At 65.2% G+C, this 26061-nt stretch carries 3 protein-coding genes and 1 pseudogene; 2 read left to right on the top strand and 2 right to left on the bottom strand.

Features of this window, described 5'->3' with window-relative positions; all coding sequences use genetic code 11:
• Positions 1 to 109 precede the first annotated feature (109 nt).
• Together ACTJLA_RS09210 and ACTJLA_RS09205 are read right to left on the bottom strand one after the other, a co-directional pair.
• On the bottom strand, positions 110 to 1105 hold the full coding sequence (locus ACTJLA_RS09210) for a GlxA family transcriptional regulator (protein WP_034127747.1): 996 nt from the start codon (positions 1103 to 1105) through the stop codon (positions 110 to 112).
• A 62-nt stretch (positions 1106 to 1167) separates the two neighbouring features.
• Positions 1168 to 1326: pseudogene (locus tag ACTJLA_RS09205) on the bottom strand (transaldolase); the annotation flags it as partial.
• 329 nt (positions 1327 to 1655) lie between these two features.
• Here ACTJLA_RS09205 and ACTJLA_RS09200 point away from each other — a divergent pair.
• Positions 1656 to 14567 (top strand): amino acid adenylation domain-containing protein, encoded by a 12912-nt coding sequence (locus ACTJLA_RS09200; protein ID WP_440841065.1) that lies wholly within the window; start codon positions 1656 to 1658, stop codon positions 14565 to 14567.
• A complete protein-coding gene (locus ACTJLA_RS09195) occupies positions 14564 to 25891 on the top strand; it encodes an amino acid adenylation domain-containing protein (RefSeq protein ID WP_440841064.1) in 11328 nt (3775 codons plus the stop codon). Before ACTJLA_RS09200 ends, ACTJLA_RS09195 begins: the two co-directional genes overlap by 4 nt.
• The last annotated feature ends 170 nt before the right edge of the window (positions 25892 to 26061 follow it).

Below are 26061 nucleotides of genomic sequence, written 5' to 3'. Positions count from 1 at the left end.
GGTTGCTCCAGAGACCAGATAAGCCGCAAGGCATTGCCGGATCACTGTAAAAGCAGCAGGGTCTGTCCGAAAGGACATATAACCCTGGATGACTGCCACCTCTGCCGGCCTAGCGGGAAAAGCGCTCGCGGTAGTCGCGGGGTGAGATGGCCAGGTGGCGGTGGAAGGTGCAGCGCATGCGTTCCTCATCGCCAAACCCGCAAAGCCCGGCGATCTGGTCGATGCTGCGCTGGGAGTCTTCGAGCATGCGGCGCGCCGCTTCCATGCGAAACAGTTCGATGGCCTTGGCCGGGGTGCGACCGGTTTTTTGCTTATAGACCCGGGCAAAGTTGCGTGGGCTCATATGGCTCTGCGCGGCCAGGCGCTCGACACTGAGGTCGCTGTCGCGCAGGTTGTCGCTGATCCATGCATGCAGCGCATCAAAGCTGGCGCTGTCGGCGGTTTGCGCTTGCAGCACCTGGCTGAACTGCGCCTGGCCACCGGGGCGCTTGAGGAACACCACCAATTCGCGTGCCACTTGCAGCGCCACTTCGCGCCCGCAGTCAGCCTCCACCAGCGCGAGCGCCAGGTCGATCCCGGCGCTGACGCCCGCCGAGGTCCACACCTGGCCTTGCTGCACGAAGATCGCGTCCACGTCCACCTCGATGCTCGGGAAACGTTGCTTGAGCAGCTCGCACATGGCCCAATGCGTTGCCGCGCGGCGCCCCTCCAGCAAGCCCGCCAGCGCCAGCAAAAACGTGCCGCTGCACACCGAGGCGGTCCGTCGCGCCTGGCCGGAGGCGTTGCGCAACCAGTCCACCAGCGCGGTATTTTCCAGCATGGCTTGCTCAATGGCTGGCGCGCCGGGTACCACCAGGGTGTCGATGGCAGCGGGGTCAAACTGTGCCAAGGCGACTGTGTCGACGCTCAAGCCCTCGGCGGTCGGCATCAGCCCGCCCGCCAGGCTGGCGTTGTGCAACACATAACCTTGCAAACCGCGCTCGGCCATGGCCTTGGTCGCGGCCCAGAACACCGTCTGGGCGCCAGTCAGGTCGAGCAAGCCCATGTGCGGGTAGGTCAGGAACACCAACGTGCGTGGTTGGGCCAAAGCAGAGAGTGCAGTCATGCGCAGGCCAGCAGCTTTTCCAGTTTTTCCTGATCCCGCGCAAACGGCCGGATCCCTTCGGCACGCAATCGCTCGGCGTATTCCGGGATGGCGCAGGCCTTGAGCAGCAGCGACGGGTTGGTGGTGGCGCCCACGGGCCGCGGGCGGCTGATGGCTTCCAGATTGCCGGTGTCGCTGACCACAGTGGTGAATGGCTTGAGTTGTTCAAGTTTGGACGTCATCGCCGCGTTCTCCGGAAAAGGGCACGGCGCTGTTTTACCATGTCCCGCGCACCTTGTTTACCCTGAGGCTGTCAGCTCCGGGCCGCCTTGGCATCCACAGAGAGGGGTAACCGCCAGAGTTCGGTGGAACCCTTCAGCCGGGCACTTGTCCCCGCTTCCCATGTCACCCCCCAGCCCACAGATACCTTAATTTTCCAAGCCTGCCGGAAGCCACTCCAGGCCCTCGGCTGCGCCCGCTATTTTTTCCTGGGCGCCCGGCACTGCCGATCCAAGCGGCAAAACTGAATACGGACATTCTCGTCAACCGTGAATTATCAGGCAGGTTACCCATGCAGTTCAGCGACTTACTGGCAGCGATCTCCACCCATGCGATCCGTCTGCAGACCGAAGAGGGCGACCTGATCGTCCTGGGCGATGACGAAGCGTTGGACGACGCGCTCTGGGATCAATTGATCGCGCACAAACCCCAACTGTTGCAGTTAGTCGCCGAACATGGCGGTGACTGGCTGAGCCCGGCCTACCGCATCACACCGGACATGCTGGCCCTGGTCAACCTCGACCAGCCGGCCATCGACCGCATCGTCGCGGCGGTCCCAGGCGGCGCGGCGAATGTGCAGGATATCTACCCCCTGGCGCCGCTCCAGGAAGGCATGCTTTATCACCATCTTTCGGCGCAGAAGGGTGACCCTTACGTGCTGCACGCGCAGTTCGTGTTCGACAGCCGCGCACGCCTTGGGGCCTTTGCCGAGGCGTTGCAATGGGTCATCGACCGTCACGACATCCTGCGTACCTCGATGGTCTGGGAGCGCCTGGACGAGCCGCTGCAAGTGGTGTGGCGCAAGGCTGTGCTGGCCTGCGAAGAGGTGCCTCTGGACGGTGCTGGCCGCCTCGCTCAATTGCTCGCTCGCTATGATGCCCGCGCTTATCGCATGGACCTGGGCCAGGCGCCGCTGCTGCGCCTGGTATTCGCTGACGACCCGGCCAACCAGCGGGTGGTGGCGATGCTGCTGTTCCACCACACCATCCTTGATCACACGGCCCTGGATGGCGTTCGGCATGAGATCCAGCTGTACCTGGCCGGGCAGCAAGCCCAGGCCCCTGCACCGGTAGCGTTTCGCAGCTATATCGCCCAGGTGCGCCATGGCGTCAGCGAGCAGGCCCATGAGGCGTTCTTCCGCGACATGCTGGCGGATATCGATGAACCGACGCTGCCGTTCGGCCTGCAAGATGTGCAGGGTGATGGCCAAGGGATCGACGAAGTGCGCATCCCCGTCGACAGCGCTCTGAGCCGCCGCCTGCGCAGCATGGCGCGCCCGCTGGGGGTGAGTGTGGCGAGCCTGATGCACCTGGCCTTGGCGCGAGTGCTGAGTGCGGTTTCGGGGCGGGAGGCGGTGGTATTTGGCACCGTGATGCTCGGGCGCATGGGCGCAGGCGAGGGCGGTGAACGGGCCTTGGGCATGTTCATCAACACCTTGCCACTGCGGGTGGATGTGGGTGAGCAGGGCGTGCGCGCTGCGGTCAAGGTCACCCATGAGCGCCTCACGCGCTTGCTCGATCACGAACATGCGTCCCTGGCGCTGGCACAACGGTGCAGCGGCGTGGCGGCGCCTACGCCGCTGTTCAGCGCGATACTCAACTACCGTCACAGCGCTGCCACCGACATGGCGGCGGTGATCAAAGTCGCCGACGGCATCCAGGTGTTGGGCGCCGAGGAGCGCACCAATTACCCGCTGACGCTGAACGTCGATGACCTGGGTGAAGACTTCGCCCTGACCGTGATGGTCGATGCGTCCATTGGCGCGCAGCGGGTTGCGGGTTATCTGCATACGGCCTTGGAAAGCCTGGCCGACGCCCTTGAACAACGACCGGATATGCCGCTCTGCGGCCTGAACATCCTGCCTGACGCTGAACGCCACCATTTGCTGCACACTTTGAATCATTGCTCCACGCATTACGCCGACACCCAACTGATCCACCAGCAAGTCGAAACCCACGCCGCTGCCCAGCCCGATGCCATTGCGTTGCGCTTCGAGCACCACGCCCTGACCTACCGCCAACTCAACGAACGCGCCAACCAGGTCGCCCACGCGCTCCTGGCCCACGGTGTGTGCCCCGACGCGCGCGTGGCCATTTGCGTGGAGCGTGGCCCGCAGATGATCATCGGCCTGCTTGGCATTCTCAAGGCCGGTGCGGGCTATGTGCCCATCGACCCGGCCTATCCCCAGGAACGCATCGCCTACACCCTGGCCGACAGCCAGCCGGTGGTGGTGCTGGTGCAGGCAAACACGGCGCAGCGGGCCGGCGCACTGGCCCGGATCGACCTGGACCACCTGGGCCCGTTGCCCATCACCAACCCTGGGCTGCACCTGAGCCCGGCCAACCTGGCCTACGTCATCTACACCTCCGGCTCCACTGGCCAGCCCAAGGGCGTGATGATCGAGCATCGCCAGGTCGCACGCCTGTTCAGCGCCACCCACCACTGGTTCGGGTTCAACCCGCACGATGTGTGGGCGCTGTTCCATTCCTTCGCGTTCGACTTTTCCGTGTGGGAAATCTGGGGCGCGCTGATGCACGGCGGCCAGTTGCTGATCGTGCCGCAACTGGTCAGCCGCTCGCCGGATGAGTGCTACGCGCTGTTGTGCGACGCCCGGGTGAGCATCCTCAACCAGACGCCGAGCGCGTTCCGCCAGTTGATCGCGGCCCAGGGCAACAGTGCCCAGTCCCATTCCTTGCGCCAAGTGATTTTCGGCGGCGAAGCCCTGGAACCGGGCATGCTCAAGCCGTGGTACGCACGGGCAGTGAATGCCGGTACGCAACTGGTGAACATGTACGGCATCACTGAAACCACCGTGCATGTGACCTACCGTGCGCTGGAAGCGGCCGACGCGCACTTGGTCGGCGTGAGCCCGATTGGCGTGCGTATTCCCGATTTGCAGTTGTACGTGCTGGATGAGCGCCATGAGCCCTTGCCCCTGGGTGTGGTGGGCGAGTTGTACGTGGGCGGTGCCGGGGTGGCGCGTGGTTACCTCAACCGCCAGGCGCTGAATGCCGAACGCTTCCTTGCCGACCCGGCCACCGGCTTGCGCATGTACAAGACCGGCGACCTCGGCCGCCTGCTGGCCGACGGCAGTGTTGAGTACCTGGGGCGTAACGATGACCAGGTCAAGATCCGTGGTTTCCGTATCGAACTGGGTGAAATCCAGGCGCACCTGGCCACTGCCAGCGGCGTGCGCGATGCGGTGGTGATCGCCCGTGAAGATCAGCCGGGCGACAAACGCCTGGTGGCCTATGTGATCAGCGATGGCGAACTCAACGTGGCCGCCCTGCGTGACCATCTACTGCTGAGCCTGGCCGAACACATGGTGCCCAGCGCCTTCGTGCGCCTGGATACGCTGCCGTTGACTACCAACGGCAAACTCGACCGCAAGGCCTTGCCCGCACCCGATGCCGACGCCGTGGCCCGGCGCGAGTATGCGGCGCCCCAGGGGGCGGTGGAAACCACCCTCGCCATGCTCTGGCAAGACCTGCTCAACGTCGACCGTGTCGGTCGTGAGGACAATTTCTTCGAACTCGGCGGCCATTCGCTGCTGGCGGTCAAGCTGATCGAACGCATGCGCCAGGTCGACCTCAGCGCCGATGTGCGCGTGCTGTTCGGTCAACCGACCTTGGCGGCGCTCGCTGCGGCGGTGGGCGGCCAGCAGACCGTGCAGGTGCCGGCCAACCTTATTCAAGCAGACACGCAGGCCATAACCCCGGACATGCTGCCCCTGGTCGAGCTGGATCAGGCCGCTATCGACCATATCCTTGAGGCCGTGCCCGGTGGCGTTGCCAACGTGCAGGACATCTACGGCCTGGCGCCGCTGCAGGCCGGCATTCTCTACCACCACCTGGCGACCACCGAGGGCGACCCCTACGTGTTGCAGGTGCAGTTGCGGTTTCACGACCAGGGCGCCGTCGACGGGTTTGTCAACGCGCTGCACACGGTGATCGAGCGCAACGATATTCTGCGCACCGCCATCCTCTGGGAGGGCCTGGAAGAGCCGGTGCAAGTGGTGTTACGCCAGGCACCCTTGGTGATCGAACGCCTGGATGCGCTGGGCAGTGATGCACTGGAGCATCTGCAACAGCGTTTCGACCCACGCCACTATCGCCTGGACCTGTCACGCGCCTCGCTGATGCGCCTGGCGTATGCGCAGGACAGCCACGGCTTGGTCGGCATTTTGCTGCTGCACCATATCCTCCTCGACCACACGGCCCTGCACGTGCTGGTCAAAGAGATGAGTGCCAGCCTGCATGGCCACAGCGCACAACTGCCTGACGCGGTGCAGTATCGCAACTACGTGGCCCAGGCCCGCCTCGGTGTCACCCAGGCCCAGCATGAAGCCTTCTTCAGCCAGATGCTGGGCGACATCGACGAGCCGACCCTGGCCTTCGGCTTGCAGGACGTGAACGGTGACGGCAGCGGCATCCATGAAGCGCGCCTGCCGCTGGAGCCTGCGCTCAACCTGGGCTTGCGCGAACAGGCGCGGCAACTGGGCGTGAGCACCGCGAGCCTGGTACACCTGGCCTGGGCCCAGGTGCTGGGCCAGGTGTCTGGCCAGCAGGAGGTGGTATTCGGCACCGTGTTGCTGGGCCGTATGCAGGGCGGCGAGGGCGCGGACCGGGCGCTGGGGATGTTTATCAATACCTTGCCGCTGCGGGTCAGCGTTGGCAGCGTCGGCGTGCAGGCCGGCGTGCGCGCCACCCATGCGCGCCTGGCGCAACTGCTCGGGCACGAACATGCCTCGTTGTCCCTGGCCCAGCGTTGCAGTGGCGTGCGGGGCTCGCTGCCGCTGTTCAGCACCTTGCTCAACTACCGACACAGCGCAGCCGATGAAGCGCCGGGGGACAACCCCTTTGCCGCTTCCGGTATCGAGATTCTCAGCTCCGAAGAACGTAGCAACTATCCGCTGGTGCTCAACGTTGATGACCTGGGGAGTGGCTTTGCGCTGACGGTGCAAGGCGTCGCGCACCTGGATGTGCAACGCGTGGGTGAGTACATGCTCACCGCGTTGCGCCATGTGGTGAGCGCGCTGCAACATGCGCCGACCACGCCGCTGCAGGCGGTGTCGATCCTGCCGCCTTCCGAGCGTCATCAAGTGCTGGTAGGTTTCAACGCCACCGCCCGGCAATACCCCTCGCAACTTACTGTATCGCAACTGTTTGAAGCCCAGGCGCTGGCCCGCCCTGAAGCGCCGGCGGCGGTGCAGGGCGAGCTGTCACTGAGCTACCGTGACCTCAATCGCCGTGCCAACCGCCTGGCCCATCATCTGATCAGCCAGGGTGTGCAGCCCGGCGAAAGCGTGGCGATTGCCTTGCCGCGTTGCCTGGATCTGCTGGTCTGCCAACTGGCGATCCTCAAGTGCGCTGCGGTGTATGTGCCGCTGGACGTCAACGCGCCTGTCGAACGCCAGGCCTTCATCGTCAAAGACAGCGGCGCACGCCATGTGCTGGACGACCTGGCGCAGTTGGATCTGGACGCGCAGTCGCCCGCTAACCCAGACTTGGCCCAATCCGCGCAGAGCGTTGCCTACATCCTCTACACCTCCGGCTCCACCGGGACGCCCAAGGGCGTGCAAGTGCCCCACCTCGCTATCTCGCGGCTGGTGCTTAACAACGGTTTTGCCGAGTTCAATGCCCACGACCGGGTGGCCTTTGCTTCTAACCCGGCATTTGACGCCAGCACCCTCGAGGTGTGGGCGCCGTTGCTCAATGGCGGTTGTGTGGTGGTGGTCGAGCAGGTGCAGTTGTTATCCCAAGCCGCGTTCGCCGAGCTGTTGCGGGAACAGGCGGTCAGCGTGTTATGGATGACCGCCGGGCTATTTCATCAGTACGCCGATGCGTTGATGCCGGTGTTCCGCCAATTGCGCTACCTGATCGTCGGCGGCGACGTGCTTGACCCTCAGGTGATTGGCCGGGTACTCAAGCTCGGCAAACCCCAGCATCTGCTGAATGGGTATGGCCCGACCGAAGCCACCACGTTCTCCACCACGTTTGAGATCACTACCCTTGGCGAGGGCGCTATTCCGATTGGTCGACCGATTGCCAACGCTCAGGCCTATGTACTGGACGCGCGCCAGCAACCGCTGCCCGTGGGTGTGACCGGCGAGCTCTATATCGGCGGTGCGGGCGTTGCGAAAGGCTACTTGAATCTGCCTCAGCTGAGCGCGGAAAAATTCGTCCCGAACCCATTCGGCGATGGCCAACTCTACCGCAGCGGTGATCTGGCCTGCTGGCGAGCCGACGGCAATTTGATGTATCTGGGGCGCAATGACCTGCAGGTGAAGATTCGTGGCTTTCGTATCGAACCCGGTGAAATCGAAGCGTGCCTGTGTGCCTGTGCCGGGATCAGGGACGTTGTGGTATCGGTTCGCGAAGACGAGCCTGGCCACAAACGGTTAGTGGCCTATTACACCGCCGACGCAACGTTGGATATCGCAACCCTGCGAGCTCATGTGCAAGGCCGGTTGCCCGATTACATGGTGCCTTCGGCTTATGTGTGGCTGGCGCAGTTGCCGCTCACCGCCAACGGCAAGCTCGACCGCAAGGCATTGCCGGTACCCGACCAGGCCGCCTTGATCAGCCGTGGCTACGAAGCCCCACAAGGCGAGGTGGAAAGCCTGCTGGCGCAGATCTGGCAGGACGTGCTCAAGCTTGAACGCGTGGGGCGCCATGATCACTTCTTCGAATTGGGCGGGCATTCGTTGCTGGCGGTCAGCCTGATCGAACGCATGCGCCAGGTGGGCCTGAGCGCCGATGTGCGCGTGTTGTTCAGCCAGCCAAGCCTGGCCGCGCTGGCGGCAGCCGTGGGCAGCGGCAGAGAAATCGTGGTGCCCGCCAATGGCATCCCCACCGGCTGCATACAGATCACACCGTCGATGCTGAGCCTGGTGCAACTCACCCCGCAGGCCATCGCGCGGATTGTCGCCAGCGTGCCGGGTGGTGCAGCGAATATCCAGGATATCTACCCGCTGGCGCCGCTACAGGAAGGCATTCTCTACCACCACATCAGCGCCGAGCAGGGCGACCCGTACCTGCTGCAATCGCGCATGGCCTTTGACACTGCCGAGCGCCTGCACGGTTTTATGGGCGCGCTGCAACAGGTGGTGGCGCGCCACGACATTCTGCGTACCGCTGTGGTGTGGGAAGGGCTCGAAAGCCCGGTGCAAGTGGTGTGGCGCACCGCCCAGTTGGGGGTGCACGAGGTGATGCTCGACCCGGCACACGGCGACGTGATGGCGCAACTGCATGAGCGTTTCGATGCGCGTCACTACCGCCTGGACATTACCCAGGCGCCCTTGCTGCGAATGGTCTATGCCCAGGACCCGGCGCACAACCGGGTCGCGGCGATCCTGCTGTTCCATCACCTGGCGCTGGACCACACCGCCATGGAAGTGGTCGGCCAGGAAATGCGTGCCTTTATGTTCAACCAGGCCCAGGATTTGCCCGCCGCCGCGCCGTTTCGCAACTATGTGGCCCAGGCGCGACTGGGCGTCAGTGTGGCGCAGCATGAGCAGTTTTTCCGCGACATGCTCGCCGAAGTCGACGAGCCCACCTTGCCGTTTGGCCTGCAGGATGTGCAGGGCGATGGCCGTGCAATCGAAGAAGCCGAGGTGCACCTGGAAGCGGGCCTGGCCCAGCGTGTACGCCAGCAGGCGCGCCAACTGGGCGTCAGCGCCGCCAGTCTGATGCACCTGGCCTGGGCCCAGGTGTTGGGCCTGGTCTCGGGCCGCGACGAGGTGGTATTCGGCACGGTGCTGATGGGCCGTATGCAAGCCGGCGAGGGCGCAGACCGTGCGCTGGGGATGTTTATCAACACCTTGCCGCTGCGGGTCGATATTGCAGCCGGCGCAGCGCAGGCGGTCAAAGCCACCCATGCACGCTTGAGCGCCTTGCTCGGGCATGAGCATGCGTCACTGGCCCTGGCCCAGCGTTGCAGCGGCGTGCCGACCAGCACGCCGCTGTTCAGCGCCTTGCTCAATTACCGCCACAGCAACCCAGGCGAAATGGCCCGCGACGGCCACGGCATCTGGGAAGGCGTGCAACTGCTGGGCGGTGAAGAACGCAGCAACTATCCGCTGACCCTGAGCGTGGATGACCTGGGCGCAGGCTTTGGCCTGAGCGTGCTGGCCGTGCCGCAAATCGGCGCGCAGCGCCTGTGCGACTACATGCTCAGCGCCGTGGAGCAACTGGTTGCCACCCTTGAGACGGCGCCCCACCGTGCGCTGCGCCAGTTACCGATTCTGCCCGCCGCAGAGCGCGATACGGTGCTGCGCGAGTTCAACGCCACTGCCCACGACTTCCCCCGTGGCCAGACGGTGCACGGTGCGTTTGAGGTGCAGGCCGAGCGCCAACCCCATCGCATTGCCGTGCAGCAAGGCAGCGAGGCGCTGACGTATCAGCAGCTCAATCAACGGGCCAACCAGTTGGCTCATCACTTGCTGGAACTCGGCGTGCAAGCCGATGAACGCGTGGCACTGTGTTGCCGCCGCGGCCCGCAGATGCTGGTGGGGCTGTTGGGCATTCTCAAGGCTGGCGCGGGCTATGTGCCGATCGACCCGGCGTACCCCGCCGAGCGTATCGCCTACTTGTTGCAAGACAGCGCGCCCGTGGCGGTGCTGGCCGAGACCAGCACGCGGGAGCTGCTGGGGCCCGTCGCCGTGGTCGATCTGCAGGACCCCGGTTGGCAGCGCCACGCCGTCAGCAATCCGCAACTGCCCGCCCTGACGCCCGCGCACCTGGCGTATGTGATCTACACCTCCGGCTCCACCGGCCTGCCCAAGGGCGTGACGGTGGAACACCGCACCGTGGAGAACCTGGTGCATTGGCACTGTGAGGCCTTTGGTCTGACAGCGGTGAGCCACACCAGCAGCGTGGCCGGCATGGGGTTTGATGCCATGGCCTGGGAAGTCTGGCCGGCCCTGTGCGTCGGCGCGACCCTGCACCTGCCACCCGCCGACATCGGCAACGAAAACATCGATGAACTGCTGGCCTGGTGGCTGGCACAGCCGTTGGACGTGAGTTTCCTGCCCACCCCGGTGGCCGAGTACGCGTTCAGCCTGCCCCAGCAGCACCCCACCTTGCGCATCCTGCTGATCGGCGGTGACCGCCTGCGTCAGTTCACCCAGGAGCGGCGCTTTGCGGTGGTCAACAACTACGGCCCCACCGAAGCCACGGTGGTTGCCACCTCCGGCCGCGTGCGGGCCGGGCAGGTGTTGCATATCGGCCGGCCCATCGCTAATGCCACCAGCTACGTGCTGGATGCGCACCTGCGTCCGGTACCGGTGGGTGTGGCCGGTGAACTTTATGTGGGCGGCAGCGGCGTGGCGCGGGGTTACCTGAACCGTCCCGAGCTGACGGCCGAGCGCTTCCTGCAAGACCCGTTCAACCCAGGGCAGATGTACCGCACCGGTGATCTGGTGCGTTGGCTGCCCGATGGCAACCTTGAGTACCTGGGCCGTAACGACGACCAGGTAAAACTGCGCGGCGTGCGGGTGGAACTGGGTGAAATCGAAAGCCGCCTGGCGGCACTGGACGGCATCCGCGAGGCCGTGGTGCTGGTGCGCGAAGGCCGCCTGTTGGCCTGGTTCACCGAACAGCGCCCGCTGCAGATCGAGACCTTGCGTGCGCACCTGCAAGCCCAACTTCCCGAGGCGCTGGTGCCGGTCGCCTACATGCGGATTGATCAGTTGCCCCTGACCGCCAACGGCAAACTGGACCGCAAGGCATTGCCAGAGCCAGACCAGTGCGCCTTGCTCAGCCGTGAATACCAAGCCCCCCAGGGTGACGTCGAAACCACCCTGGCGCGGCTGTGGGCCGAGGTGTTGCAGGTGGAGCAAGTGGGTCGCCATGACCACTTCTTCGAACTGGGCGGCCATTCATTGCTGGCCGTCAGCCTCATCGAGCGCATGCGCCAGGCCGGCCTCAGCGCTGATGTGCGCGTGCTATTCAGCCAGCCAACCCTGGCCGCACTGGCCGCCGCTGTCGGCAGTGGCCGCGAAGTGCAGGTGCCGGCCAATCGCATCAGTGCCGGTTGCCAGCGCATCACCCCGGACATGCTGGCCCTGGTGGACCTCGATCAGTCGGCGATCGACCAGGTGGTGGCCCAGGTGCCTGGCGGCGCTGCCAACGTGCAGGACATCTACCCGCTGGCGCCGTTGCAGGAAGGGATTTTCTATCACTACCTCACGGCGGCGCAGGGCGATCCTTACCTGCTGCAATCACACCTGGCGTTTGACGGTGTCGAGCGCCTGCAGGCCTTTATGCGCGCACTGCAACAGGTGATCGACCGCCACGACATCCTGCGCACCGGGGTGGTGTGGGAGGGCCTGGCGCAACCGCTGCAAGTGGTGTGGAGCCAGGCGCAGTTGTGCGTGCAGGAACTGCAACTGGAAGGTGACGTACTCGCCGGCCTGCACGAGCGGTTTGATGCGCGGCGGTATCGCCTGGAGATCAGCCAGGCGCCGCTGATCCGCCTGATGTACGCCCAGGACCCGGCCAACCAGCGCGTGGTGGCGGTGTTGCTCTATCACCATATCGTGTTGGACCACACCGCCTTCGACGTGGTGTTGCGCGAAATGCAGGGCCACCTGTTGGGCCACGCAGCGCCCACCGCCGCGCCAATGCCGTATCGCAACTATGTGGCCCAGGCCCGTTTGGGTGTCAGCGAACAGGAGCATGAGCAGTTCTTCCGCGAGATGCTGGGCGATGTCGACGAACCGACGTTGCCGTTCGGCTGGCAGGACGTGCGCGGCGACGGCAATGCCATCGACGAACACACCCTGCAACTGGACAGCCAGCTCAACCGCCGCCTGCGTAGCCAGGCACGGCTGCTGGGGGTCAGTGCTGCCAGCCTGTTCCATCTGGCCTGGGCGCAGGTGCTGGCCGCGGTATCGGCGCGCCATTCGGTAGTGTTTGGTACGGTGCTGGTGGGTCGTCTGCAAGGCGGCGAGGGCGCCGACCGCGCTCTGGGCGTGTTTATCAACACCTTGCCGTTGCGCCTGGATATCGACGACCAGGGCGCCCGCGCCGCCGTGCGGGCCACCCATGCGCGGCTGACCGAATTGCTCGGCCATGAACACGCCTCCCTGGCCTTGGCCCAGCGTTGCAGTGGCGTAGCGGCCCCGGCGCCCTTGTTCAGCTCGATGCTCAACTATCGCCATCGCGGCGCCGCCACCCGTTCGGCGGATGCGCAGTTGGCATGGGAAGGCATGCAGACCTTGGTCAATGACGGGCGCACCAATTACCCGCTGACCTTGAACGTGGACGACCTGGGCGACGGCTATGCATTCACCGCCCTGGCCCAGGTGGATGCGCAACGGGTGTGCGGCTATATGCATAACGCGTTGAGCGGCCTGGTCGAGGCTCTTGAGCAGGCACCGCACCAGGCGCTGAACCGCCTGCCGGTGCTGGGGCTGCAAGAGCGGCAACAACTGCTGGTGCAGTTCAACGCCACCGAGGTGAACTACAACCTCGACCAGACCCTGCACGGGCTGTTTGAAGCCCAGGTTATGCGCACCCCGCAGGCAGTGGCGGTGAAGGCCGGCGAGCACACCTTGAGCTACCAGCAACTCAATGAACGCGCCAACCGCCTGGCCCATCACCTGCGTGACAGCGGTGTGCGCCCGGATGCACGGGTGGGCATCTGCGTCGAGCGCGGCCTGGACATGGTCGTCGGCCTGTTCGCCATCCTCAAGGCCGGCGGTGCCTACGTGCCGCTGGACCCGGCGTACCCGCCAGAGCGCATCGCCTACATGCTGCACGACAGCGCGCCGGTGGTGGTGCTGGCCCAAAGCGCCACCCGCACCCTGCTGGGGGACGTGGCGGTAGTCGACCTCGACCACAGCACCTGGCAACACCAACCCGCCACCAACCCGCAAGTACCAAACCTCATTGCCCAACACGCGGCCTATGTGATCTACACCTCCGGTTCCACCGGCCAACCCAAGGGCGTGATCAACGAACATGCCGGGGTGGTCAACCGCCTGTTGTGGATGCAGGACGCCTATAGCCTCAAGGCCCACGATGCGGTGTTGCAGAAAACCCCGTTCAGCTTCGACGTGTCGGTGTGGGAGTTCTTCTGGCCGCTGTTCACCGGCGCGCGTCTGGTGATGGCGCGCCCTGAAGGGCACAAGGACCCGGCGTACCTGTGCGAGGTGATCGCGGCGGAGCAGATCACGACCCTGCACTTTGTGCCGTCGATGCTCGATGTATTCCTGGCCCACGGCGATGTCAGCCAGGCGGCGGGGTTGGTGCGGGTGATGTGCAGCGGCGAGGCCTTGCCGGGCAGCCTGGTGCGGCGTTTCAAGCAGCAGTTGCCGGGGATTGGTTTGTACAACCTGTATGGCCCCACTGAAGCGGCGGTGGACGTGACGGCCTGGAACTGCGCACGCCCTGAGGTGCCGGACAATACCCCGATCGGCAAGCCGATTGCCAACACCCGCCTGTATGTACTCGATGGGCAGTTACAGCCGGTGCCGTTGGGCGTGGTTGGTGAGCTGTTCATCGCCGGCGTGCAAGTGGCGCGGGGTTACCTGAACCGCCCTGAGCTGACCGCCGAGCGCTTCCTCGACGACCCGTTCATCCCTGGGCGCATGTATCGCACCGGTGACCTGGGCCGCTACTTGCCCGACGGCACGCTCGAGTACCTGGGGCGCAACGACGATCAGGTGAAGATCCGTGGCCTGCGCATCGAACTGGGGGAAATCCAGGCGCGCCTGATCGAGCATCCGGCGGTCAAGGACGCCGTGGTCGTCGCCCGTGACCAGCGCCTGGTCGCGTATTACACCGGTGCGCCCACCGACATCGAAAGCCTGCGCGCCCAGCTGTTGCAGCACCTGCCTGACTTTATGGTGCCGGCACTGTTCATGCACCTGGACGCCTTGCCCCTGAGCCCCAACGGCAAGCTCGACCGCAAGGCCCTGCCTGCACCCGGTATGGACGCCTTGCAGGTACGTGAGTACGCGGCGCCCGAAGGCGACACCGAGATCCTCCTGGCCCAGCTCTGGGCCGAGCTGCTCAAGGTGGAACGGGTAGGGCGCCACGACAACTTCTTTGAACTGGGCGGGCACTCGCTGCTGGCCGTGAGCTTGATCGGGCGCCTGCGCCAGGAAGGCATGGAAGCCGATGTGCGGGGCTTGTTCGAACAACCGACCCTGGCCGGCTACGCCGCAATGACCGAACGAATGGAGATCGTCCTGTGAACATCCTCGAGCTGCTGGCAACCCTGAAAACCAAGGATGTGCAACTGGCGCTCAAGGGCGAGCAGTTGTCGGTGAACGGCAACAAGCAAGCCTTGAGCGACCCGTCGATCTTGGCCGCCTTGCGTGAACACAAGCCGGCGCTGATCGAGCTGATCAAGGCCGGTGAATACACCGCGACCAAGGCCGGTGAGGTGCAGGTGCCGGCCAATAGCATCCCGGCCAATGCCGAGCGCATCACCCCCGACATGCTGACCCTGTCGACCCTGAGCCAGGACGAGATCGAGCGTATTGTCGCCACGGTGCAGGGCGGCGTGGCGAATATTCAGGACATCTACCCGTTGGCGCCGTTGCAGGAAGGCATCCTGTTCCACCATGTCAGTGCCGAGCAGGGTGACCCCTATGTGATGCAGTCGCAGTTCGCCTTTGACAACCTTGCGCGTTTCGATGCGTTTGCCCAGGCGCTGCAACGGGTGATGGACCGTCACGACATCCTGCGTACCGGGGTGGTCTGGGATGGCCTGACGCAACCCTCGCAAGTGGTGTGGCGCCAGGCACGCCTGCCGGTGCAAGCCTTGATGCTGGACCCGGCCGATGGCGATATCGCCGCGCAACTGCATGACCTGTTTGATGCCCGCCACTATCGCCTCGACGTCACCCAGGCGCCGTTGTTGCGCCTGGTGCGCGCTGAAGACCCGGCCAACCAGCGCATCGTCGCCACCCTGTTGTTCCATCACATGGCGCTCGACCACAGCGCCCTGGACGTGGTGTGCCACGAAATGCAGGCGTGCCTGTTGGGCCAAGGCGCGGCCTTGGGCCAGGCCGTACCGTTTCGCAACTATGTGGCGCAGGCGCGGTTGGGGATAAGCGAGCAGGAGCACGAACGTTTCTTCCGGCAGATGCTCGGTGATATCAGCGAGCCCACCTTGCCGTTCGGTTTGCAGGACGTGCAAGGTGATGCGCGGGGTATCGCTGAAGTCAGCCTGCCATTGGCGCCGGCACTGGCCCAGCGCTTGCGCGGGCAGGCGCGCCAACTGGGCGCGAGCGCCGCCAGCCTGTTTCACCTGGGTTGGGCCCAGGTGCTGGGGGTGTTGGCCGGCAAAGCCCAGGTGGTGTTCGGCACCGTATTGATGGGGCGCATGCAGGGCAGCCATGACACCGACCGCGCCTTGGGCATTTTCATCAATACCTTGCCGTTTCGCGTGGACGTAGACGCCCAGGACGTACGCACCGCAGTCAAGGCCACCCACGCACGCCTGACCACCTTGCTGCGCCATGAGCACGCGGCGTTGGCCCTGGCCCAGCGTTGCAGTGGCGTGCTCGCGCCGACGCCGCTGTTCAGCGCGCTGCTCAACTATCGCCACAGCGCGCCCGCCGCCAGCGCCGAGGCGGTGTCGGCCTGGCACGGCATCACCGCACTGCGCGCCGAGGAGCGCACCAACTACCCGCTGACCCTGAGCGTGGACGACCTGGGTGAGGGCTTCGGCCTGAGTTTGCTGGCCAGCACCCTGGTTGACCCTCAGCGCGTCTGCGCCTACCTGCACACCGCGCTGGAAAACCTGGTGAGCGCACTGGAGCAGGCCCCCCATACCGCGCTTGATCAACTCTCGGTGGTGCCCGTTGCCGAACAGCGCTTGCTGCTGGAACAGTTCAACACCACCCAGACCGTTTTCCCCCAAGGCACCACCCTGCATGGCCGCGTCGAAGCCCAGGCCGCGCTCACGCCGCACGCGATTGCCGCTGTGCATCAGGGCCGGCAACTGACTTACGCCGAATTGAACCAGCAAGCCAACCTGCTGGCGCATCATCTGCTGGCGCTGGGGGTCAAGCCCGACGACCGCGTGGCCATTGTCGCGCGGCGCGGCCTCGACACCCTGGCCGGGTTGCTGGCGATTCTCAAGGCCGGCGCCGGTTATGTGCCGGTGGACCCGTCCCACCCGGCCGAGCGCCTCCACTATTTGCTCAGCGACAGCGCGCCGGTGGCGGTACTCACCCAGCATGCGTTGCTGACGCGCCTGCCGGTGCTGGAAGTGCCGGTGATCAACCTGGACCGCTTCACCTGGCAGCACCATTCGGCGAGCAACCCCACAATCGCCGTCGGCCCGACGAATCTCGCCTATGTGATCTACACCTCCGGCTCCACTGGCTTGCCCAAGGGGGTGATGGTGGAACACCACAGCGTCGCCAACCTGGTGGACTGGCATTGCAGCGCCTTCGACCTGCGCGCCGGGCGGCATACCGCCAGTGTTGCCGGTTTCGGCTTTGACGCGATGGCCTGGGAAGTGTGGCCGGCGCTGTGTGTGGGCGCCACCTTGCACCTGCCACCGGCCCATGAGGGCGGCGAAGATATCGACGCACTGTTGGCCTGGTGGTGCGCGCAGCCACTGGATGTGAGCTTTCTGCCGACGCCGGTGGCGGAGTACGCCTTCAGTCAGAACATCGAGCACCCGACCTTGCGCACCTTGCTGGTCGGTGGCGACCGCCTGCGCCAGTTCGGGCGGGCGCAGCGCTTTGAGCTGGTCAACAACTACGGGCCCACCGAAGCCACGGTGGTGGCCACTTCCGGCAAGGTCGAGGCGGGCCAGCCGTTGCATATCGGCAAACCCATGGCCAATGCCAAGGTCTACGTGCTCGACCAACACCTGCGCCCAGTCCCGCTGGGGGTGGCGGGGGAGTTGTACGTGGGCGGCAAGGGCGTGGCACGCGGTTACCTCAACCGCCCGGAACTGACCGCCGAGCGTTTCGTGCGCGACCCATTCAACGAAGGACGCATGTACCGCACCGGCGACCTGGTGCGCTGGCTGCCGGACGGCACACTCGATTACCTGGGGCGCAACGATGACCAGGTGAAAATCCGTGGCGTGCGCATCGAACTGGGCGAAATCGAAACCCAGCTCAACCAGTTGCCCGGGATTCTGGAAGCGGTGGCGGTGGTGCGTGAAGAACGGCTGGTGGCCTACTTCACCGAAAACCCTCAGTTGGACCCGCTGACGGTGGCCCAGATTCGCGCTCACCTGGTGGCGCATCTGCCGGACTACATGGTGCCCGTCGCGTTCATGAAGCTCGACGCACTGCCACTGACGGCCAATGGCAAGCTTGACCGCAAGGCCCTGCCGGCGCCGGACATGGCCGCCGTCTTTACCCGCGAGTACGCCGCGCCCCTGGGCGAAATCGAAACCGTGCTGGCGCAGATCTGGGCCGATGTGTTGCAGGTGCAGCGCGTGGGGCGCTATGACCATTTCTTTGAGCTGGGTGGGCATTCGCTGCTGGCCATGCGCATGGTGTCCCAGGTGCGCCAGCGGCTGGGCGTCGAGTTGGCGCTGGGCGACCTGTTTGCCAACGCCGAACTGGCGGCGGTCGCCGAGGTACTGGCCCAGGCCGGTCGCAGCACCTTGCCGGATATCTTGCCGGCCAACCGTGATGAGGACGTGCCGCTGTCCTTCGCCCAGCAACGCCTGTGGTTCCTGGCCTTGATGGAAGGTGCCAACACCGCCTACAACATTCCCATCGGCTTGCGGTTGCGCGGGCAGTTGCATGTGCAAGCGTTGCAACGGGCCCTGGCGCGCATTGTGGGGCGGCATGAAACCCTGCGCAGCCGCTTCGCCCAGCAGGGTGACCAGGCCCAGGTGCTGGTCGTGCCGGCCGAAGAGGTATTGCCGCTGCAAGTGCAGGACCTGCGTCGCCATCCGCAGCCGCAACAGGCCCTGGACGCGCTGATTCACGGCGAAGCTTCGGCACCGTTCGACCTTGAGCGCGGCCCGTTGCTGCGCGGGCGCCTGGTGGTGATGGCCGATGATCACCATGTGCTGTTGCTGACCCTGCACCATATCGTCTCTGACGGCTGGTCCATGGGCGTGCTGACCCGCGAGCTGATGGCGCTGTACCAGGCTTTCAGCCACGGCCACGCCGACCCGCTGCCGCCCTTGCCGATCCAGTACGCCGACTTTGCCGTGTGGCAACGCCTGTGGCTGAGCGGCGAGGTGCTGCAGCGCCAAAGCAGCTACTGGCAACAGGCGTTGGCCGGTACGCCGGCGTTGCTGACCCTGCCCACCGACCGCCCGCGCCCGGCGCAGCAGGACTACGCTGGCAGCAGCGTCGAAGTGCGCCTGGATGAACGCCTCACCGCCGGGCTCAAGGCCTTGAGCCAACGCCATGGCACCACCTTGTACATGACCTTGATGAGCGCTTGGGCTTCGCTGTTGGCGCGCTTGTCCGGGCAGCCCGAGTTGGTGATCGGCACGCCGGTGGCCAACCGCATGCGCACCGAAGTCGAAGGGCTGATTGGCCTGTTCGTCAACACCCTGGCGCTGCGTATCGACACCTCGGGCGAGCTGAGCACCGAGGCGTTGATGGCGCGGGTCAAGGCGCTGACGCTGCAAGCCCAGGCCCATCAGGACTTGCCCTTCGAGCAGGTGGTGGAAATCACCCGGCCGCCGCGCAGCCTGGCCCACAGCCCGCTGTTTCAGACCCTGCTGAGCTGGCAGGACAGCAGCGCGCCGACCCTGGCCCTGGGCGACCTGGCCCTGGAGAGCATTGTCGAGAACAGCCATTTCGCCAAGTTCGACCTGTCGTTGAACCTGGGGGAAGTGCAGGGCAGCATCCTCGGTGCGCTGGAATATGCCGTGGCCCTGTTTGACGAATCGACGATGCAGCGTTACGTCGGTTATTTCACCCGCGTGTTGCAGGCCATGGTCGATAACGACCAGGCGGTGCTGGCGCAGGTGCCGCTGGTGGATGCGCGCGAGCGTCGGCAACTGCTGGTGGATTTCAACGCCACCGCCGTTGAGTACAACCTCGACCAGACCCTGCACGGCCTGTTTGAAGCCCAGGTACTGCGTACACCCCAGGCCATTGCCCTGAAGGCGGGCGCGCAGCAACTGAGCTATGCCGAACTGAACGCGCGCGCCAACCAGTTGGCCCATCACCTGCAAGCCCTGGGTGTGCAGCCCCAGGCGCGGGTGGCGATCTGCGTGGAGCGTGGCCTGGACATGGTCATCGGCCTGTACGCGATCCTCAAGGCCGGCGCCGCCTATGTGCCGCTGGACCCGGCCTACCCGTTGGAACGCATCGCCTACATGCTCCACGACAGCGCGCCGACGGTAGTGCTGGGCCAGTCCAGCACCCTTGGGTTGCTGGGCGAGGTACCGGTGGTAAACCTGGATTCGCCCACCTGGCAGCACCAGCCCACCCATAACCCGCAGGCGGCCAGCGTGGCGGCCTACGTGATCTACACCTCCGGCTCCACCGGCCAGCCCAAGGGCGTGATCAACGAACACCCTGGGGTGGTCAACCGCTTGCTGTGGATGCAAGACGAATACGCGTTGACCGCCAGCGATACGGTCTTGCAGAAAACCCCGTTCAGCTTCGACGTGTCGGTGTGGGAGTTCTTCTGGCCGCTGTTCACCGGCGCACGCCTGGTCATGGCTCGTCCTGGTGGGCATAAAGACCCTGACTACCTGTGCCAGGTGATCGAGGCCGAGGGGGTCACGACGCTGCATTTTGTGCCGTCGATGCTTGACGTGTTCCTGGCCCACGGCGATGTCAGCCAGGCCGCCGGGCTGGTGCGGGTGATGTGCAGTGGCGAAGCCCTGCCGGGCAGCCTGGTACGGCGCTTCAAACAGCAATTGCCGGGGGTTGGCTTGTACAACCTGTATGGCCCCACCGAAGCGGCGGTGGATGTCACCGCGTGGGACTGCGCAGGCGCCGTGGTGCCGGATAACACCCCCATCGGCAAGCCGATTGCCAATACGCGCCTGTATGTACTGGACGAGCAGTTGCAGCCGGTGCCGTTGGGGGTGGTCGGTGAATTGTTCATCGCCGGCGTGCAGGTGGCGCGGGGTTACCTCAACCGTCCTGAGCTGACAGCCGAACGCTTCCTCGACGACCCGTTTACCCCGGGGCGCATGTACCGTACCGGTGACGTGGGTCGCTACTTGCCCGACGGCACTCTCGAGTACCTGGGGCGCAATGATGACCAGGTGAAGATTCGTGGCCTGCGCATCGAACTGGGGGAAATCCAGGCGCGCCTGACCGAGCATCCAGCGGTGCAGGAAGCTGCCGTGATTGCCCGCGAGCAGCGCCTGATCGCCTATTACACCGGCGTGCCGAGCGACGTCGAAAGCCTGCGCGCCCACCTGCTGCAACACCTGCCGGAATTCATGCTGCCGACGAGCTTTATGCACCTTCAGGCGCTGCCGCTGAGCCCCAACGGCAAGCTCGACCGCAAGGCACTGCCGGCGCCGGGCCTGGACGCGTTGAGCGTGCGCGACTATGAAGCGCCCGTGGGTGATACGGAAATCACCCTGGCCGCACTGTGGGCCGAATTGCTCAGCGTGGAGCGCGTGGGTCGGCATGACAATTTCTTTGAATTGGGTGGCCACTCATTGCTGGCAGTCAGCCTGATCGGGCGCATGCGCCGCCTGGGCTTGTCGGCGGATGTGAAAGTGCTGTTCGGCCAACCGACCTTGTCCGCCCTGGCTGCGGCCTTGGGCGGTGGGCGTGAAGTGACGGTGCCGGCCAATCGCATTGCGGCCGATTGCACCCGGATTACGCCGGACATGCTTGCGCTGATCACCCTGGACCCCGCTGCCATCGAGCGCATCGTTGCCAGCATCCCCGGCGGTGCGGCGAATGTGCAGGATATTTACCCGCTGGCACCCTTGCAGGCCGGCATCCTGTATCAGCATCGCGCCGTGCAAGGTGACGATGCCTATGTGCTGCAGGCGCAGTTTGCCTTCGACAGCCGCCTGCGCCTGGACGCCTTTGCCCATGCCTTGCAGGCGGTGATCCAGCGCCATGACATCCTGCGTTCATCCTTCCACTGGGACGGGCTGGAGGAGCCGGTGCAGGTGGTATGGCGCACCGCCTCATTACGTGTTGAAAACGGCTCGGTGCCGCCACGCCTGGACCTCGCCCAGGCACCTTTGATGCGCCTGGTGTATGCCGAGGAGTCGCAGCGGGTGGTGGCGACGTTGCTGTTCCACCATCTGGTGATGGACCACATTGCGTTGGACATCCTGCAACACGAAATGCAGGCCTTCCTGTTGGGCACGCAAGACACCTTGGCCGCGCCCGTGCCGTACCGCAACTACGTGGCCCAGACTCGTCTGGGCGCTGAGGACCACGAGCCGTTTTTCCGCGAGATGCTCGCTGAGGTCGACGAACCCACCGACGTACCGCACCTGGGTGCCGATGAGCGCGTGAAGGTGAGTCTCGACCTGGGGTTGAGTCGGCGCCTGCGCAACCAGGCGCGTCAAGCGGGAGTCAGCGCCGCCAGCCTCATGCACCTGGCCTGGGCCCATGTGCTGGGCACGGTCTGCGCCCGTGAACAGGTGGTGTTCGGCACGGTGATGCTCGGTCGCCTGCAAGGCGGCGAAGGTGCCGAGCGCGCCATGGGGGTGTTTATCAATACCTTGCCGCTGCGAGTCGACCTGGGTGAACACTCGGTACTGACCGCGCTGCGTGCCACCCATGGGCGCCTGACCCAACTGCTCAGCCATGAACACGCGCCCTTGGCGCTGGCCCAGCGTTGCAGCGGCGTACCCATGGCCACGCCGTTGTTCAGCGTGCTGTTCAACTACCGCCACAGTGCGCTCCAGGCCGGGGGCGTGGCCGAGGCGTGGCAGGGGATCGAGGTGCTCAAGACCGAGGAACACACCCACTACGGCGTGTCGATGAGCGTGGATGACCTGGGTGAAGGTTTCAGCCTCACGGCCATGGGGCAGGGGGCCAGACGCTTGGGCGACTACCTGCATAACGCCTTGGTGCAGGTGGTGCAGGCACTGGAAGAGCGCAGCGACATCGCCCTCAGTGGTTTGCCGATCCTGCCCCTGGCTGAACGCCAGCAACTGCTTGAGGGCTTCAACGCTACGGCTCGTGCGTTCCCTCGTGAACACAGCGTGCAGCAGGTGTTCGAAGCCCAGGCGCAGGCGCGCCCCGACGCGGTGGCGGTGTTGCACGGCGAACAACGGATAAGCTATGGCGAACTCAACCGCCGCGCCAACCGCCTGGCCCATCACCTGCTCGGCCTGGGTGTGTGCCCCGGCGATAACGTGGCGATCCTGCTGCCACGCTCGGTGGCGTTGCTGGTCAGCCAACTGGCGATTCTCAAATGCGCCGCCGCCTATGTGCCGCTGGACATCAGCGCGCCGGCCGAACGCCAGAGCTTCATGCTGCAAGACAGCGGCGCGGCCTGGCTGTTGACCGGTAGCGACTGCAGCGTGGAGAGCGCGGCGCAGCGTCTGGACCTGGACACCCTGGGCCTTGACTCGCACCCCGACCACAACCCGGGCCTGCCGCAATCCTCGCAGAGCGTGGCGTACATCATGTACACCTCCGGCTCCACCGGCATGCCCAAAGGCGTATTGGTGCCTCACCGTGGCATCACGCGCCTGGTGCTCAACAACGGCTACGCCGATTTCAATGCCAATGACCGCGTGGCCTTCGCGTCGAACCCCGCCTTCGATGCCAGCACCATGGACGTCTGGGGGCCGTTGCTCAACGGCGGTCAGGTGCAGGTGATCGACCACGCCACCTTGCTCGACCCGCTGGCGTTCGGCGCGGCACTCAAGGGCGCGACGGTGCTGTTCGTTACCACGGCGCTGTTCAACCAGTATGTGCAACTGATTCCCCAGGCCCTGGCCGACTTGCGTATTTTGCTGTGCGGCGGCGAGCGTGCCGACCCGGCGGCGTTCCGCAACCTGCTGGGGCTGGCTCCGGGGCTGCGCCTGGTGCATTGCTACGGGCCGACCGAAACCACCACCTACGCCACCACTTTTGAAGTGCGCGCCATTGCCGCTGAAGCCGACAGCGTGCCGGTAGGGCGACCCATTTCCAACACGCAGGTCTACGTGCTGGATGCGCAGTTGCACCTGCTGCCCCTGGGGGTGACCGGCGAAATCTGCATCGGCGGCGACGGTGTCGCCCAGGGCTACCTGAACCGCCCTGAGTTGACGGCGGAAAAGTTCGTGCAGAACCCGTTCAATCCAGGCGCCTGGCTGTACCGCACCGGCGACCTCGGACGCTGGACCGCAGACGGACTGCTGGAGTGCATCGGGCGCAATGACGACCAAGTGAAGATCCGTGGCTTTCGCATTGAGCTGGGTGAGATCGAAGCACGCTTGGCGACATTCTCCGGAATCCGCGAGGGGGTGGTGCTGGCCCGCGAAGACGTGCCGGGGGACAAACGCCTGGTGGCCTATTTCACCTGGGCGGGCGAGCCGGTCGGCATCGAGCCGGTGCGTGCTTATCTGCAGGCGCACTTGCCGGCCTACATGGTGCCGTCGGCCTTTGTGATCCTTGAGCAACTGCCGTTGACGGCCAATGGCAAGGTCGATCGCAAAGCCTTGCCCGTACCGAAGTGGGACGCTTCGGCCAGCGGCACATTTGAAGCACCGGTCGATGCGCTGGAGCAGACCTTGGCCCAGCTGTGGGCCGAGGTATTGAAGCTTGAGCAGGTGGGGCGCCATGACAGTTTCTTCGAACTGGGCGGGCATTCCTTGTTGGCGATTCGCCTGGTCAATCGGCTGGACGAGGCCGGGTTGTTGGTGTCGCTGGCCGAGCTGTTCGAGCATGCCAGCGTGGCCTCGGTCGCGGCGCTGCTGCGCCTGCGCGGTGACGACGTGCTACCTGAGACGGCGGTGATTACAGTGCGTAGCCGCGGGGCGCAGGCACCGTTATTCCTGGTGCATGAGTTCAGTGGCATGGACGTGTACTTCCCGGCGCTGGGCCAGCACCTGCCTGGCGATTACCCGATTTATGGCCTGCCGGGCCTGGCGCTCGGCGAGGCGCATCTGGACAGCATGGAAGGCCTGGCCGCGCGCATGGTCGGGCTGATTCGCCAGATCCAGCCCCACGGTCCTTACCGGTTGGCGGGGTGGTCCTTTGGGGGGGTGCTGGCCTATGAAGTTGCCATGCAGTTGCTGGGGCAGGATGAGGCCGTGGCGTTTCTGGGCTTGATCGACAGCTACGTGCCGCGCATGACCGACCAGGGCAAGTCACGCTGGAGCGGGCCGGATGCCCTCAAGCGGCATTTGTTGTTGCAGTGCACGGCCTATTGGAAGGCACAGGGAGGTGTGGATGAACTGGCGAACCTGGAACAACTGGAGGCAGGCCTTGGACAGCTGGACTTTGCGGCTCTGCTGCAACGCTGTCGCGATCAAGGTTTGCTATACGCGCAAATGGCAGCGGCGACGGACGCCGACCTGCTGAGCTTTTTGCAACGGGAAGTCGGGCATGGGCATGCCCTGGCCCACTACAGCCTGTTCCCGCTGCCGATCCCGGTTCACTTGTTCAGCGCCGAGCAGCGGCCTACCGAACTGTCGCGGCGCAGTGCCTCGCTGGGTTGGGACACCGCCCTGGCGCCTGGGCAACTGCGCCAGGTGCAGGTCCCGGGGGATCACCAGAGCATGATGCAGGCGCCGCATATCCAGAGCCTTGGCCAGGCCATGAGCCGAGCGCTGGCGGCGAGTACTCCGGTGAGTTGCGCGGCGCACTCACCCTTGCTGCGTATCCAGAGCGGGCGCGCCGGTTATGCGCCGGTGTTCTGCGTGCCAGGCGCGGGAGACAGCGTCACCGGCTTTGTGGGTTTGAGCGAAGCGCTGGGGCGCGACTGGCCGCTGTATGGCTTGCAGCCGCGGGGGCTGGATGGCGAGGCGGTGCCCCATAGCCAGGTGGAAGCGGCGGCCCAGTGTTACCTGGCGGCGCTGGAACAGGAGTGCCCCGAGGGGCCGGTGCATCTGGTCGGGCATTCGTTCGGCGGCTGGGTGGCACTGGAAATGGCGCTGCGCTTGCAGGCAATGGGGCGTGAGGTGGGGTCGTTGACGGTGATCGACAGCGAGTCGCCGGGGCGTGCGGGCAAGGCATATACCTCGACGGCGGCGTTGTTGCGGTTGATCGAGGCGATGCAGTTGGCGGCTGGGAAGTCGCTCGGGATTGATCCTGTGGACTTTGCCGGGCGCGATGAAGTGGCGCAGCGACAAGCGTTGCATGGGGGGATGGTGAGCGTGGGGTTGTTGCCGGCGCGTGCGGCGCTGGAGGCGATGGATGGGCCGGCGCGCACTTACGCGGCGGCGTTGCGCACGGTGTATCAGCCGCAAGGGCGGTATGACGGGGTGGTGCGCCTGGTGTTGGCGCAGGACCCGGCGTTGGATTCGGCGGGGAACCAGCGTGAGCAGGGGGTGATGATCGAGGGGTGGCGAGGACAGGGCGGTGGGTTGGAAGTTTGGTATGGCGGGGGGAATCACTTTACGTTGCTCAAGGCGCCGAATGTTTTGGGGTTGGCCAGGTGGTGGTTGGAAGTTGTTGGGGTTGGGGAGGTGGTGTCTTGAGGGGTGTGCACCGATCCAGATATGGGAGCTGGCTTGCTTGCGATAGCGGTCTGTCTGCGTACATATCCATTCCTGCGGTAACGGCCACTTATGGTTCCGCTCTTACAGCGGGTCACTTTTGGAAAGGCCCAAAAGTAACCAAAAGGCCTTCGCCCCACCACTCGGCACCT

Origin of the sequence: Pseudomonas sp. 22072 (assembly GCF_052046095.1) — a bacterium.
Lineage (GTDB): Bacteria > Pseudomonadota > Gammaproteobacteria > Pseudomonadales > Pseudomonadaceae > Aquipseudomonas > Aquipseudomonas paracarnis.
This window is presented reverse-complemented; position numbering and strand designations above follow the sequence as displayed.